The sequence below is a fragment of the Kribbella deserti genome (assembly GCF_042434725.1).
GTDB classification, from domain to species: Bacteria; Actinomycetota; Actinomycetes; order Propionibacteriales; family Kribbellaceae; genus Kribbella; species Kribbella deserti.
This window is the reverse complement of sequence record NZ_JBHLTC010000036.1, coordinates 278,762-293,266: the sequence shown is the minus strand read 5'-3', so window position 1 is coordinate 293,266 and position 14,505 is coordinate 278,762. Positions and strand designations below refer to the sequence as shown.

At 68.1% G+C, this 14,505-nt stretch carries 12 protein-coding genes; 9 read left to right on the top strand and 3 right to left on the bottom strand.

The features are described 5' to 3' along the window. Nucleotides 1-80 precede the first annotated feature (80 nt). From ACFFGN_RS28120 to ACFFGN_RS28090, 7 genes are all read left to right on the top strand, one after another. Nucleotides 81-638 carry a PadR family transcriptional regulator gene (locus ACFFGN_RS28120; RefSeq protein WP_380053302.1) on the top strand — a complete coding sequence of 186 codons (558 nt, stop codon included), beginning with the start codon at nucleotides 81-83 and terminating at the stop codon, nucleotides 636-638. Beyond that, nucleotides 635-2,650 (top strand): oxidoreductase, encoded by a 2,016-nt coding sequence (locus ACFFGN_RS28115; protein ID WP_380053300.1) that lies wholly within the window; start codon nucleotides 635-637, stop codon nucleotides 2,648-2,650. The genes ACFFGN_RS28120 and ACFFGN_RS28115 overlap by 4 nt, the downstream gene beginning before the upstream one ends. Nucleotides 2,651-3,108: 458 nt before the next feature. Further along, entirely contained in the window at nucleotides 3,109-3,642 is a 534-nt protein-coding gene (locus ACFFGN_RS28110; protein WP_380053298.1) for a hypothetical protein, read from the top strand. 79 nt (nucleotides 3,643-3,721) lie between these two features. Continuing rightward, a complete protein-coding gene (locus ACFFGN_RS28105) occupies nucleotides 3,722-4,531 on the top strand; it encodes an ABC transporter ATP-binding protein (RefSeq protein WP_380053296.1) in 810 nt (269 codons plus the stop codon). Between the two features lie 76 nt (nucleotides 4,532-4,607). After that, nucleotides 4,608-5,576, top strand: coding sequence for an ABC transporter substrate-binding protein (locus tag ACFFGN_RS28100; RefSeq protein ID WP_380053294.1), 969 nt, complete (start codon nucleotides 4,608-4,610; stop codon nucleotides 5,574-5,576). After that, nucleotides 5,573-7,669, top strand: coding sequence for an iron ABC transporter permease (locus ACFFGN_RS28095; RefSeq protein ID WP_380053292.1), 2,097 nt, complete (start codon nucleotides 5,573-5,575; stop codon nucleotides 7,667-7,669). Before ACFFGN_RS28100 ends, ACFFGN_RS28095 begins: the two co-directional genes overlap by 4 nt. A gap of 192 nt (nucleotides 7,670-7,861) precedes the next feature. Next, the gene (locus tag ACFFGN_RS28090) at nucleotides 7,862-8,035 is read left to right on the top strand and encodes a YibE/F family protein (RefSeq protein ID WP_380053290.1); all 174 of its coding nucleotides are present in this window, start codon (nucleotides 7,862-7,864) and stop codon (nucleotides 8,033-8,035) included. 136 nt (nucleotides 8,036-8,171) lie between these two features. On the opposite strand, the gene ACFFGN_RS28085 is transcribed toward ACFFGN_RS28090, so the two are convergent. Beyond that, nucleotides 8,172-8,969, bottom strand: a complete 798-nt coding sequence (locus ACFFGN_RS28085) for an ABC transporter permease (RefSeq protein ID WP_380053288.1) — start codon at nucleotides 8,967-8,969, stop codon at nucleotides 8,172-8,174. After that, nucleotides 8,966-9,697 (bottom strand): ABC transporter ATP-binding protein, encoded by a 732-nt coding sequence (locus tag ACFFGN_RS28080; RefSeq protein ID WP_380053286.1) that lies wholly within the window; start codon nucleotides 9,695-9,697, stop codon nucleotides 8,966-8,968. Before ACFFGN_RS28080 ends, ACFFGN_RS28085 begins: the two co-directional genes overlap by 4 nt. Nucleotides 9,698-9,769: 72 nt before the next feature. Between ACFFGN_RS28080 and ACFFGN_RS28075 the strand changes: the two genes are divergently transcribed. Both ACFFGN_RS28075 and ACFFGN_RS28070 read left to right on the top strand, forming a co-directional pair. Further along, nucleotides 9,770-10,300, top strand: coding sequence for a helix-turn-helix domain-containing protein (locus ACFFGN_RS28075; protein WP_380053284.1), 531 nt, complete (start codon nucleotides 9,770-9,772; stop codon nucleotides 10,298-10,300). A gap of 203 nt (nucleotides 10,301-10,503) precedes the next feature. Next, nucleotides 10,504-10,635, top strand: a complete 132-nt coding sequence (locus tag ACFFGN_RS28070; protein ID WP_380053282.1) for a hypothetical protein — start codon at nucleotides 10,504-10,506, stop codon at nucleotides 10,633-10,635. A 302-nt stretch (nucleotides 10,636-10,937) separates the two neighbouring features. On the opposite strand, the gene ACFFGN_RS28065 is transcribed toward ACFFGN_RS28070, so the two are convergent. Continuing rightward, a complete protein-coding gene (locus tag ACFFGN_RS28065; protein WP_380053280.1) occupies nucleotides 10,938-14,471 on the bottom strand; it encodes a DUF8189 domain-containing protein in 3,534 nt (1,177 codons plus the stop codon). Between the last annotated feature and the right edge of the window lie 34 nt (nucleotides 14,472-14,505).

The window sequence follows — 14,505 nt, the reverse complement described above, 5'->3', positions numbered from 1 at the left end:
CCGCGGGCATTCCTCCGCCGCGATGTGAGGTTGGTTGCACCTAGGTGCACTGCACCCAGTTGCATAGGTAAGGTCAAGCCATGTCCCTGGAGCACGCGATCCTGGTTTCGCTGACCGAACGGGCCGGCTCCGGGTACGAACTGGCCAGGCGGTTCGACAAGTCGATCGGCTTCTTCTGGGCGGCCACGCATCAGCAGATCTACCGGGTGCTGGGCCGGATGACCGAGGCCGGCTGGATTGTCGCCGAGGAAGTCGCCCAGCAGGGCCGGCCGGACAAGAAGGTCTACACCGTCAGCCCGGCCGGTCGCGACGAGCTCGCGCGCTGGCTGGCCGAACCGGTCGATCCGCCTTCCTTCCGGGACGCGCTCGGGGTGAAGTTGCGTGGGGCCGAACTCGGCGGCGACGTCGATTCCGTGCTCAAAGAGGTCGAACGGCATCGCGGGCTGCACGCGGAGCGCCTCGCCGTCTACCGCGCGATCGAGCACCGCGACTTTCCCGCGCCGGACGGCTTGACCGGACAACAGCTCCACCAGTACCTCGTACTTCGCGGCGGCGTACTCGCCGAACAGTCCTTCCTGCAGTGGTGCGACGAGGTCATCCAGGCGATCAGCCAAGACACGAGGGGAACATCCCGATGAGCCAGTACCCGAACCTGCTCGCACCCTTGGACCTCGGCCACGTGACGCTGCCGAACCGCGTGATCATGGGCTCGATGCACACCGGTCTTGAGGACCGCCTCAAGTACGCACCGCGTCTCGCGGCGTACTTCGCCGAGCGGGCCCGCGGTGGCGTCGGCCTGATCATCACCGGCGGCTACGCGCCGAACCGCCGCGGCCGCCTCACGCCCGACGGGTCCAAGCTGACCACTCGTCGCGAGGTGCGCGCACATCGGGTCATCACCGACGCGGTTCACGCCGAAGGCGGCCGGATCGCCCTGCAGATCCTGCACGCCGGGCGGTACTCGTACCACCCGTTCAGCGTCTCCGCCTCAGCGCTGAAAGCCCCTATCACGCCGTTCCGCCCGCGCGCGTTGAGCGATCGCGGCGTACGCCGGCAGATCAAGGCGTACGTCGACTGCGCGGCCCTCGCGCAGCAGGCCGGGTACGACGGGGTCGAGGTGATGGGGTCGGAGGGCTACTTCATCAACCAGTTCCTCGCGGAGCGGACCAACAAGCGCACGGACCGCTGGGGTGGTAGCCCGGAGAACCGCCGCCGCCTCGCGATCGAGATCGTGCGCGGCATTCGCGAACGGGTCGGCCCGGACTTCCTCATCGTCTACCGGCTGTCGATGGCGGACCTGGTCGAGGGTGGTCAGACCTGGCCGGAGATCGTTGCACTGGGCAAGGAGATCGAAAAGGCCGGTGCCTCGATCATCAACACCGGTATCGGCTGGCACGAGGCCCGGGTGCCGACGATCGTGACGTCCGTACCGCGGGCCGCCTTCGCCGGAATCACCGCGCGCTTCCGGCCGGAGGTGTCGATCCCGGTGGTCACCTCGAACCGGATCAACATGCCCCAGGTCGCGGAAGAGGTATTGGCCCGTGGCGACGCGGACCTGGTTTCGATGGCCCGCCCGTTCCTGGCCGATTCGGATTGGGTGCTCAAGGCAACCACCGACCGGGCCGACGAGATCAACACCTGTATCGCGTGTAACCAGGCCTGCCTGGATCACGTTTTCGCCAAGCGCAAGGCCACGTGCATGGTGAATCCCCGCGCGGCCCGGGAGACCGAGCTGCCGCTACGGCCCACGCGTCGTACCAAGCGCATCGCGGTCGTCGGCGCCGGGCCCGCCGGTTTGTCCGCCGCGGTAACGGCCGCCGGGCGCGGGCATCACGTCGAGTTGTTCGAGGCGGACGAGGAGATCGGCGGCCAGTTCGGGATCGCCCGGCGCATCCCCGGCAAGGAGGAGTTCGCCGAGACCATCCGGTACTACCGCCGCCAGCTCGAGCTCACCGGCGTCAAGGTCCACCTCGGCCACCGGGTCACCGCCGCCGAGCTGGTGGGCCAGTCCTTCGACGACGTCATCCTCGCCACCGGCGTGGTCCCGCGTATCCCTTCCATTCCGGGGATCGACCACCCGAGCGTGCTGTCGTACGTCGATGTCGTCCGGCACCAACGCCCGGTCGGCGAGCGCGTTGCCGTGATCGGCGCGGGCGGTATCGGCGTTGACGTGAGCGAGTTCCTCACCCACGCGGAGTCGCCCACGCTGGATCTTCCCGCCTGGCAAGCGGAATGGGGTGTCACACCGGAAGGCACCCTCACCAAGGCCAAGGTGGAACCGTCGCCACGCCAGGTCTACCTACTGCAGCGCAAGCCCGGCAAGATCGGCGCGGGCCTCGGCAAGACCACGGGCTGGGTCCACCGCGCGGCGCTGAAGAACAAGCGGGTCGAGCAACTCCGTGGTGTCAACTACGAGCGCATCGACGACGCGGGACTACACGTCACCTTCGGCCCGAAGCGCGAACGTGCGCAGGTCCTCGAGGTCGACACCATCGTGATCTGCGCCGGGCAGGAATCCGTTCGCGACCTGGCCGACGAACTCGGCGCCGCCGGCCTCAGCACCCACCTCATCGGCGGCGCCAACCTGGCCGCCGAACTGGACGCCAAACGCGCCATCGAACAAGGCACCATCCTCGCCGCCGCCCTCTAGCCCCACCTGTCGTTCGGGGGTGTTCATCGGCCCTCAGCGCGTCAAACCTGTGGATTGTTTTGTGACGGTCGGACGCACTTTGCGGGTCCGACCGTGGGTGGTTTGTCCACAGGAGCCGCTTTTTCCGCGGGGTTCTGGGTGGATGTCCGTGGCCAGGCGGCGGTTGCTTGTGGATTGTTTTGTGACGGTCGGACGCACTTTGCGGGTCCGACCGTCGGCGGTTTGTCCACAGGCACAGCTGTTGGGCCGGAGGGCGGATTCGGGCCGATGAACACCTAGTGTCCTGAGTCGGAAGTTCGTGCACATCTCCGGCGCCCAGGCACGCACCTCGCGGCGTTGGAGAAACGGCCACGATGCTAGAGCATCGCGACCGCTTCTCCGCCTTGCGATGCACGCACCTGGACACCGGAGCTGAAGCACGAACTTCCGACTCAGGACACTAGGAGGTGGGGCGTACGATGCTGGGAATGGAGTGGGCGGGTATTCGGAGTGCGGAGTCGTCGGCCGAGTTCGTGCCGGCGGCGGTGGCCAACCTGCTGGACGAGGACTTCCGGACGCGGGATGACGCCTACGCCTCGCTGGACAACGGGGTGGTGCAGGACGGCCGGCTCTCCGAGGCCGCGTACTACGTCGTGCCGCTGCTGATCGACCTGCTGGAACGGGCGACCAGCGATACCGGCAAAGACCTCGTGTACGACCTGCTCTACGAAATCGGCAACGGCTGGGCCGATGACGTGGACCACGTCACGCTTCCCGACGGCAGCGCCGTACCACTCGGAATCGCTTGCCGCCGGGCGGTTCGCGACCACGTTCGCTTGTACCTGCGCGACGTGACCGCCACTGACGCGACCGTTCGGCGCCGCGTGCTCGACGTACTGGTCTCGATGAACGAGCCGGACCGCCCGGGCGAGATCCAGCGCCTCCTCGGCGAGGTGGCCACCACCGACTCCCTGGTCCTCGCCGATATCGCCCAGGCCAACCGGGACCTGTAGGCCGCCGTACCGCCCGAGGTGATCCAAAGAACAGCCTGCTAGCTGACATGTCAGGTTAGGTGAGGCTATCCTTCGGTCCATGCGTGTGGATGGTGGGCTGCTTGGGCAGGATCTGCACCTCGGGTACCACGGAAAGCCGGTGGTGCAGGGTGCGTCGCTCCGGATCGAGGCGGGTGAGGTGACCGCGTTGATCGGGCCCAACGGCTCCGGCAAGTCGACGTTACTGCGCGCGCTCGCCCGGTTACACCACGCTGACAAGGGCGCGATCTCCTTTCCTGATGGCGGTTCCGCGTTCGATCTGTCCGCGAAGGACTTCGCCCGCCGGGTCACCCTGCTGACCCAGTCGCGGCCGACGCCGAGCGGGGTCAGCGTTCGCGATGTGGTCGGTTACGGCCGCCACCCGTACCGCAGTCGCTGGCGGGACGACGACCACGACGGTCAGCGCGCGATCGATCACGCGATGGACGTCACCGGTGTGGCCGCGATGGCCGAGCGGGCAGTGGACGAACTGTCCGGCGGCGAACTGCAACGCGTGTGGCTCGCCACTTGTATCGCTCAGGACACCGGCGTCCTGCTGCTTGACGAACCGACCACCTTCCTCGATCTGCGGTACCAGATCGAGATCCTCGACCTGATGCGCGATCTGGCCGACGACCATCACGTGGCGGTCGGCGTCGTACTGCACGACCTCAACCAGGCCGCGGCCGTCGCCGACCGGGTGGCGCTGCTGGACCGGGGCAAGGTCCGCGCGACCGGTACGCCGGCCGAGGTGTTCGACTCGATCGCCCTGACCGAGACGTACGGCATCCAGATCGACGTTCGCACCGACGTGCACACCGGCCGGCTCACCGCCGAGCCCTTCGGCCGCCACCTGCAACGCCTCGCCTGACCAACGCCTCGCCTGACCAACGCACCACCAGGCAAGGCCCCATGAGCAGTACAACCCCTGGAAATAAAGGAAGAACATGAGAATCACCGCCCTGGCCGTTACCGCGATGGCCCTTGTGCTGAGCGCCTGCGGTAGCAGCGAGACCGCCACCCCCGAGCCGGGCGCCGGCTCGTCCGCCCAGCCGGTGTCGGTGACCGACGCCCGGAACAAGGCGGTGGAGCTGAAGGCTCCGGCCACCAAGGTCGTCGGACTCGAGTGGGGTGTGGTCGAGGGGCTGATCACGCTCGGCGTCATGCCCGTCGGTGTCGCGGACACCAAGGGATACACCGGCTGGGTGACCGCGGCGAAGCTGGACTCGACGGTTAAGGACGTCGGCACTCGCGGCGAGGCCAGTGTCGACGCGATCGTCGCGCTGAACCCGGACCTCGTGGTCGTCACCACCGACGAGGCGCCCAACACGATCAGCCAGATCGAGAAGGCCGTACCGGTGCTGGTGGTCAAGGGCTCCGACGCGACGGACCCGATCGGGCAGATGAAGAGCAACGTGGAGCTGCTGGGCCAGGCCGTCGGTAAGACCGAGGCCGCGAAGACCCTGCTGGCCGACTTCGACAAGGCCGTTGCCGATGGCAAGAAGAAGATCGCCGACGCGGGTAAGGCCGGTGAGTCGTTCACGATGTCCGACGGCTGGAAGCAGGGCAGCACGATCTCGCTGCGCATGTTCACCCCCGGTTCGCAGCTTGGCGCGGTCGCGGCCGAACTCGGTCTGAAGAACGGCTGGACCGGTGCGGGCGACAAGGTCTACGGACTGGCGCCGACCGACGTCGAAGGCCTGACCAAGATCCCGAACGGCAACTTCCTCTACATCGCCAACAAGGACGGCGGTGACGTCTTCGGTGACGACCTGTCGAAGAACCCGATCTGGAAGAACCTGCCCTTCGTGAAGAGCAACGACGTACACCGGCTGCCGGATGGCGTCTGGATGTTCGGTGGCCCCAAGTCGATGGAGCAGTTCATCGACGCGGCGGTGCAGGCAGTCACCTCTTGACCCTGCTCAAACCAGCAGCGGCGCCAACCGCCGTACCGGTCGCCCAGCCGGTACGGCGGATCCGCGTCGCCGGGGTGTTCCTGCTCACCGTGGCGGTCATCGTCGTTCTTGCCGGGGTGCATCTGACCCAGGGCACGTCGTCGGTTGGCGCGGGCGATCTGCTCCGCCTGGCGATCGGCCAGGGCGCGGACGGTTCCGCCTCGATCCTGGTCGCGTCGCGACTGCCCCGGCTGCTGGCCGGAATGCTGGTCGGCGTGGCCCTCGGTGTCGCCGGCGCGGGCCTGCAGTCGCTGGCGCGCAACCCGTTGGCATCGCCCGACACCCTTGGCGTGAACGCGGGTGCCTATCTCGCGGTTGTGGTCTTCGCGGCGATGGGAATCAACCTGCCGACGCTTCCCGCGGGCGGGGTGGCCTTCCTCGGTGGACTGGCCGCGGCCATGCTGGTGCTCGCGCTTTCGGCCGGTGGCGCCAGCGGCCCGACCCGGTTGATCCTGGCCGGTTCCGCGATCGCGTTGGCGATGGCCGCTTGCACCACCCTCCTGCTGGTGCTTTTCCAGGAGGAGACCGTCGGCTCGTTCACGTGGGGAAGCGGCTCGCTGGTCCAGACCGACCTGGTCGCGGTCACCCAGATGGCGCCGGTTGTTGCCCTCGGCCTCATCGCCGCCGTATTGCTCGCGCCGCGGCTCGACATTCTTGCCCTCGGCGACGACACGGCGTCGGTGCTCGGTGTGAACGTACGCCGCACGCGCGCGCTCATCACCCTCGTCACGGTGGTGTTGTCGGCCGCGGCGGTGACGGTCGCGGGGCCGGTCGGTTTCGTCGGTCTGGTCGCGCCGGTGATCGTGCGCCTGGTCGCTCCGATCGTGCCCGGTCTGATGCGGCACCGCCTGCTGCTGCCGATGTCCGGATTGGCCGGCGTCATCGTCGTTCTCGGCGCGGACGTACTGCTGCGAATGGCGCTCGGTGGCAAGGCCGGAGTCGAGATTCCGACGGGCATCGTCACCATGCTGGTCGGCGCGATCGTGCTGGTCTGGCTGGCCCGCCGCTACCGCGATTCGGGCCCGAGCCGTTCGGCCGGCGGCGGTACTCGCGCGGGCCTGCGGACTCGCCGTACCTTCGCGATCGTCGCCGGATTGCTCGTCGTACTGGTGATCGGCGCCGCCGTCGTGGCCATGCTGGCCGGTGATTCCTGGCTCCGTACCGGCGATATCGCGAACTGGCTCAACGGTCGATCCGGCCGGGCCATCACCTTTGTCCTGGACCAGCGCTTCCCCCGGGTGGTCGCGGCCCTGCTCTGCGGCGCGGCCCTCGCGATCGCGGGCGCCACCGTGCAGGCAGTCTGCCGGAATCCGCTCGCCGAACCGGGAATTCTCGGTATCACCGGTGGTGCCGGAGTAGGCGCGATCCTCACGCTCACGTTCGTTCCGGCGGCCGGGATCTGGCTGCTGTCGGGCTCTGCCGCCGCTGCCGCGCTGGCCACCTTCGCCTTCGTGTACGCGATCTCCTGGCGCGGCGGGTTGAGCTCGGACCGGCTGGTTCTGATCGGTGTCGGCGTCTCCGCCGCGGCCACGGCGGTCATCACCTTCATCATCGTGTACGCCGATCCCTGGAACATCGCGATGGCGATGACCTGGTTGTCCGGCAGCACGTACGGGCGCACGCTCCCGCAGGTGGTCCCGGTCGCGATCGCTCTGGTCGTACTCACGCCGTTCCTTGTGCACGCCCGGCGTGAACTGGACCTGCTGTCGCTTGATGACGACGTACCGCGCATCCTTGGCGTACGGCTCGAACGGACGAGGTTGTTCGCTCTGGTCTGCGCGGCGCTGCTGACGGCCTCGGCTGTTTCCGCGATCGGCGTACTCGGGTTCGTCGGCCTGGTCGCGCCGCACGCGGCCCGGGCGCTTGTCGGCGGCAAGCACGCGCGGGTGCTCCCAGTCGCGGCTCTACTCGGCGCGGCGCTCGTCAGCCTCGCGGACAGCATCGGCCGAACGGTCATCGCTCCGGCGCAGATCCCGGCCGGCCTGGTCACCTCCATGATCGGCGCCCCGTACTTCGTCTACCTCCTCTGGCGCACCCGCCGCACCCCGGTCTAACCCCCTCCAGCGGGGGCCGGGGGATGCGGGCGGAAACGGACCGTTGGACGTGGACGATCAACCCGCGTGGCTGGACGACTCGACGGTTGCGTATGGCAAGAAGTACGGCGATCGCCCGGCCGTGTTCGCCGTACCGGCTGACGGTTCGGGAAGCCCGCGGCGGATCGTGGACGTCCGCTGCCGGGGCTCGCGTTGCTCGTCGCCATCAGCGGCATGCCCCAGCTCTATGCGCTGTCCACCGAACGCGTTGCCGTCGAGGTGGTCCGCGCCCTCGTCGGCAGCCTCGGCATCATCGCCGCGATGCCGCTCACCACCGCGCTGGCCGCCCTCGCGACGCCCGCCAAAACATCGTGCCACTTGTACTGAAACATCGTTTCACCACGGCCGGGCGTGGTCACAAGGGTCCGATGAATGCCGGCACGCCGGGTCACAAGGGTCCGATGAACGCCGGCACGCCGGGGCTGGAGGGCGGCCGCTGGGGGTGGACGGAGGAGGGCTAGGGCTAGGTGAGGTCGCGGCGGAGGGGGACCACGGCGGCGATCGCGGCCGCGACGCTTGCGTAGCCGAGCAGGACGAGCGCTCCACCCAGCGGTGGGAGGGGCGCCAGGATGCCACTGGACGTCTGGTCCGCCACGGTGTCCGTGAGGAAGGTGAAGCTGGTCAGCGACGCGGTCGCTCCGCCTGGCAGGAAGGCGTAGATGGAGTTCACGCCCGGAATGATCATCAGCACGTACTCGAGAAAGTAGAAGTAGCCAAGGACGATGCCGACGGCAACAAGCTGATGTCTGGCCAGCGCGCCGATCGCCACCCCGAGCACCATGTAGACCGCAGCCGCGATCGCGAGTTTGGCCAGCAGGAACAGCAGGCTGCCGGGTGCGATCGCCAGGTCCACGCCCCGCACCGCGGCGGCTCCGAGCAGCGCCACGGCTGACGCGGTCGACGCGATCGCGCCGTAGCAAACCCCGCAGAGACCGTAGACGAGCAATTTCGCGGCGAGCACCCGGCTCCGCTTCGGTGCCACCAGGAAGGTGGTGCCGATCGTGCGGTGCCGATACTCCCCGGTGACGGCGATCGTGCCGATCAAGGCTGGTACGAACAGCAGCAGTCCGGCGATTCCGACCACCAGACCCGCGCCTTGTGCGGTGTCGATCCCAGGCATCGCTGGAGTGGCGTTCTCCGGGCCGGTCAAGCTGAGGATGCCGGTCAGCCCGGCACCCGAGGCCACGGCCGCGAGTAGCGCCCACAGCGGCAGCCGGGTCGAGCGGAGACGGGTGATCTCCCCTTTGATCAGCGGAATCATGTCAGTTGCTCCTTGGCGGTCAAGGCGAGGAAAGCGTCCTCGAGGGTTTCGCCGTGCTGGGTGAATTCGGCCAGCGAGCCGGTCCAGCCGATCCGGCCGCGGTTGATCAGGATCAGGTCGTCGATGCTGTACTGCAGTTCGGTCAGCACATGGCTGGAGATCAGCACGGTGCCGCCCGCGGCGGCGAACTTCCGCAGAAAGCCGCGCAGCCAGACGATGCCGGCCGGGTCGAGCCCGTTCGACGGTTCGTCCAGGACCAGGACCGCGGGATCACCGAGCAGTGCGGTCGCCAGGCCGAGGCGCTGGCGCATGCCGGTCGAGAAGCCCTTCACCTGGCGATCCGCGTACGCACCGAGGCCGACCGCCGCGATGACGGCCTCGACGCGCGACCGTGGATGCCCGCCGAGATCGCCGAACGTGCGGAGATGCCCGCGGGCGGTGGTCGCCGGATGTGCCGACGCGATGTCCAGTACGGCGCCGACGGTGGCGGTCGGCGCCGCCAGTTCGGCGTACGGCGTATCGCCGATCAGGGCGGTGCCGCGATCGGCCCGGGTGAGCCCGAGCAGCATGCGCAAAGTGGTCGACTTTCCGGCGCCGTTGGGGCCGACGAACCCGGTGACCCGGCCGGCGGCCGCCGTAAAACTCACGTCGCTGACGGCCTCTACCGGTCCGAACGCCTTGGTCAGCCCGTCCACGCGGATCGGAAGGCCTTTTGTGCCTGCGGTCATGACGTGCCTTTCGATCGATAAGCTCGCTCTAGGATGAGAACATTATCAGAGTGATAATAATGAGGAGAACCGATGGCGCAAAGCGTGGCTGACGTCGTCATGCATCCGGTGCGGTTGCGCATCATTCAGCAGCTCGGCGGCCGGGAGCTCACCACCGCCCAGCTGCGGGACGCCCTGCCCGACATCGCCCAGGCGACGCTCTATCGGCATGTGGCAGCACTCGTCGACGCCCAGATCGTGGCGGTGGTCGGGGAGCGAAAGGTGCGTGGCACGATCGAGCGAACCCTTGCGCTCGGCGAACGCGTCGCCCGCGCCGACCTGGCGGAACTGCGCGCGATGGACGACAGCCAGTTGCGCAGCTCGTTCCTGACCTTTCTCGGCCACGTCGGCGGGACTTTCGACCGGTTCCTGGCCAGCGGTGATCGGGAGCTACGGGACTATCTCGGTTTCGGTCAGACGCAGCTCTACGTCAACGCCGAGGACCTGCCGGTGATCCAGGCCGGCCTGGCGGAAGTGCTCGCGCCGTACCTGACCGACTCCGGGGGAGGCCGTCGCCGGGTCTCCCTCTCGTCCGCCCTGATTCCCGACCCGGCCGACTCGTAGTCAGTGCTGGTGCCGAAGAGCTTCGAGCGGGCGCTAGGTCCAGTCCCAGGCGATGGAGTAGATGCCGGTTGGGGGTCCAGTTCGGCGAATTGGGCGGTATGGCTGGCGCCTAGGCAGAGGTCGCTGGTGGTTCGGGTGTCGCTGACGGTGGTTCGGTAGGTGCGGTAGACCCGGGCTGGCAGTGCGCTGGAGGTGAACGCCAGTTGGACGGAGAAGTCGCGGAGGGAGCGCTGGACCCGTTGGGTGTGGACCGTGTCGGCGAGGCCTGGGTCCGGTTGCAGGGTGTACTGGAGCACGGTCAGTTCGCCGAGGTGGAGCGGGCTGTCCAGCAGTAGCTCGAAGGTGGTGAAGCCGGTCGGTCCGTCGTTGCGCCGGCGCCTCGATAACGGCGAGGGCCCTCAAGGACTCTGGGCGTTCCGGCTGAGTGCGGCCGTGCTGCCAGTAGCTCAGGGCCGTCTTGCTCACCGGAACGCCGTGCTCGCGCAGGCGGACCTGCAGCCGGTCCAGCATGAGACCGCTGGACCGACCGCAAGCCGAAGCGCGAGGCCGAAGGGTCCGGTGGCCAGTGCTTCGTCCAGTCGTTCGGTTTCGACAGGCATGGCACGCACCTCCGGCCCCACGCACTAACCGTTTGTGGTCAGCCGATCACGCCGCTGCCGAGTTCGTTGCTGTGCCAAGGGCCGATCGCCGGGGCGTCCTGCCAGCAGTGCCGCAACGTGCCCGCGGCGGTTCGGGCGAAGTAGTGCAGCCGCCCGTCGGTGTCCTGCGTGACCGCGCCGTCGCCTACGACCTGGACCGGGATGATCGTGGTGTCCCACGGGCCGCCCTCGGGTATGCGTTGCCAGCCGTGCAGGATCCGGCCGTCGGTGGTCCGCGCGAAGTAGGTCAGCTTTCCGGCCGCGTCGAGATGCACGGCTGGATCACCGGCCACCGTGACAACGCCCTCGGCCGTTTCGCGCGGCAGCAGCGCCCACCGCCAAGGCCCGTCGCCCGGGGTGTTCTGCCAGCCATGGATGATGCCGCCCGAGCTGTGTCGCGCGTGGAACGTCAACCGTCCGGAAATCCCTTGTGCCACGGCGATTCGGCCCGCCACGGTGGCCGGAGCGCCCGTTCCGTTCTCGTACAGGAGATCCGTCTGCCAACTCTGGCTGCCCGGTTCGACCTGCCAGCCGTGCTGGAGATTGCCGCCGGTGGTCTGCGCGAACCAGGTCAGCTTTCCGGCCGGGTCCTGCAGCGTGACGGGATCGCCGGTGACGGTCACCGTGCCGATGTACTGGCCGGACCAGCCGTCGGACGTCGGACGGTTCTGCCAGCCACGGTAGAGGCGCCCGCTGCTCGTCCGGACGAAGTAGTTCAGGCGCCCCGCCGCGTCCAGCGCGATTCCCGGCACGCCGACGGCGGTATCACCGCTCAGTTGCGGCGTGACCGTACGTCGTACCCAGGAGCCTTCGTCGCGGGTCCACTCGATCACGCCGTCGCGCAGGCTGACCAGGTTCAGCCGGCCGGCCGGATCGATCGCGCTCACGGTCGGGCCACTCGCGGCCGGGCCCGTCGTGAGTTGCCAGGCGGCCGGATCGGATCCGGTCTGGCGGCCGATGACCAGATTGCCGTCCGAGCGTACGGCGTGCACGAGCGGGCGGCCCGTCGCGTCCTGGCGGGCCCACGTGCCGGTGCTGGGCAGGCCCGTCCGGCTCCGTAGGAAGCGCAGGTTGTCCAGGTACAAGGTGAGCGGCGTGCCCCGGCGCTGCACCCGCAGGTGGATCGAAGTGATCTTGCTCAGGTCGTTGACCAGTCCGGCGAGGGGAATCAGTACCCGCTGCTGCCCGGGTAGTAGGTAGGCCGGGTTGTGCGCGTCGAGTTTCACCGGGTCGTGGAAGTCGCAGTACAACACGATCAGGTCGTTCGAGTCGTTGAAAACGTCGAAGGCGATCGCGTCGATCGTGGACCAGTTGTTGCGGCCGATCGACTCTTGCGGTGCTTCGGCCGCGCCGGTGTAGAAGTAGACGCCCGGATCGACCGGGGTATTCGCCTGGAACACCAGCTTCGCCGACGACTTACCGGTGACGACGTGCTCGGCCGAGCGGGTCGCGGTGACGTACGACGCGCGGGCCTTGCGAACCTCGACGTCGGTCTCGAAGCTGTTGATGATGATCTGGTGCGGCGTTGCCGCGGCACCCACCTCGATCGTTCGCTTCAGTTGCCGGCCGGCAACGGTCACCATCAGGTCCGTCCGTCCGGCCGGCAGATCGGCCGCGATTCGGTGGATGTCCGCGCCGGCAGTGCTCTCGACCGGCAAACTGTTGCTTCCGGCAATCGTCACACTGGTGCCCTTGGCAACGATGACCGTCACTGGCACGTTGTGCGCAGTCGGTTTGCCAACGCTGATCAGAGCGGGGGAGGACCCGAACAGTTGCGCCACCTCGGCGCCGACCTGCGCGCGGATCTGGTGGAACAGCACCGAGTCGTCCTTGTACGACAGTCCACCATGCAGTACGTCGTGCGCGGACCGCAGTGCCGCCTTCACGTCGAACCGGCCGGTCGCTCCCCATTGCGCGAGCAGTTCGGTCGCCCGTCGTTCGTACAGCGCGAGATATTCGAGATCCTCGAAGCCGTCGCGCAACGCCTGCAGCCGGACCGTGCCGACCGGGCCATCGATGCCGACCTGCTTGCCCGGGTAGAGCAGATAGCCATCACCGGGGTATTCGTTCAGGGCGTTCGGATCGGTCCAGCGGTCCGCCCACTGGTAGTGCCCGTCCGGCGCGAAGTCGTACTTGCCGAACACGGTCGTCGACCAGAACAGGAATCCCTCGATGCCCAGGTGGTGCTGGATCCACGGCAACAGGCGATGCCCGACCGCACTGTCGGCCGTGAACACGCCGGGGATCGGCCATTGGTGCCCATAGGCGGCGTACCACCAGACGAGATCGCCCCGGGCCTTGAGCGATTCGACCAGGCCGGGCAGTTCCGGCTTCGGCGCGGTCAGCACGAAGGCCCACGCGTGCACGAAGTCGAGCAGCTTCTGCGGCGGCGGATCCGTCAAGGTCAGAACGTGCGGGATGTCCGGCGCGATGGTGTCGACCGTCGCGAAGAGCTTGCGCACGTGCTCGTACGCCGCGTCGTTCATCGGCTCGTCCGCGTAGTAGAAGTAGCCCCGCTCGATCAGGCCACCACCCATCGCACGCAGGCCGTCCACCACGTGCCGCAGCCGGCCGGTGTCGACGTGGAAGCCCGAGTCGTTGCCGCCCGTCGTGTACAGCGGGATGCGGAACCGCTTCAAGCGTGGATCGTGCAGGTACCGCTCGGCGTGGGCCAGCCACACGTCCGGCTCGGGTTCCGGGCCAGGCCCGGGCTTGTACGGACCGGGGCCGTGCTGCGCTCGTACGGGGAAGTCGTCCGAGGCCAGGCGATGCCGGAGCTGGAACTCGTAGTACTTCTTCAGGAGATCGTCGTACCGGGTGGTGCCCCACTGCGCGTCATGCGCCCACGCGACCTGCTGGTACCAGATCGCCGCTGCCGTGTCCGTGCTCGGCTTGTCCGGTACTTCGAAGTTCCACACCTCAAGGTCCAGCGGCACGGTTACGACGGTGGTGCCGCCGCTGATCGTGATCGTGCCCGAGTAAAGACCGGCCGGTTGCCCCTTCGGGATCCGGACCGTGATCCAGACCCCACTGTTGCGATCGGCAACAACCGACATCGTTGTGTAGGGCAACAACGGGATCAGCGCGTCCGGATAGAAGCCGGAACCGTAGGAACTCTGGCCGGGCCGGATCTCCAGGTAGTGCTGGCGGAACAGTTCGACTCGTGCCGCTGGAATGGTGCCGGCCGAGCCAGTGAGATCACTCGCGCTGAGTCGTACGTCGGCGGTGCCCGAGGTGGTGCGCAGAATCAGCTGGCCCGACTCCTCCTCGTTTCGGGCGGCCTTGAGGCTGACCCGGGTGCCGGGCGAACCCGGAAAGGCGAAGTCGCGCCGTACCTTGAGGTTCGGCGAGGGCAGCCAGACCGTCACCGGCGCGACGGCGGCCCTGGTGGTGGCGGCCTGTGCGGGCATAGGATCGGCCAGACCGGGCGCAGCCGCGGTGACGGCACCGGCCGCGGCCATCCAGGTCATCACCTGACGGCGACTCGGTACGGTCGGCCCTTCGGGCCCTGAGGGCATCGACGCTGTGGACATGGGCGGCCTCCGGCGGATTTATGGTGGAGTCCAT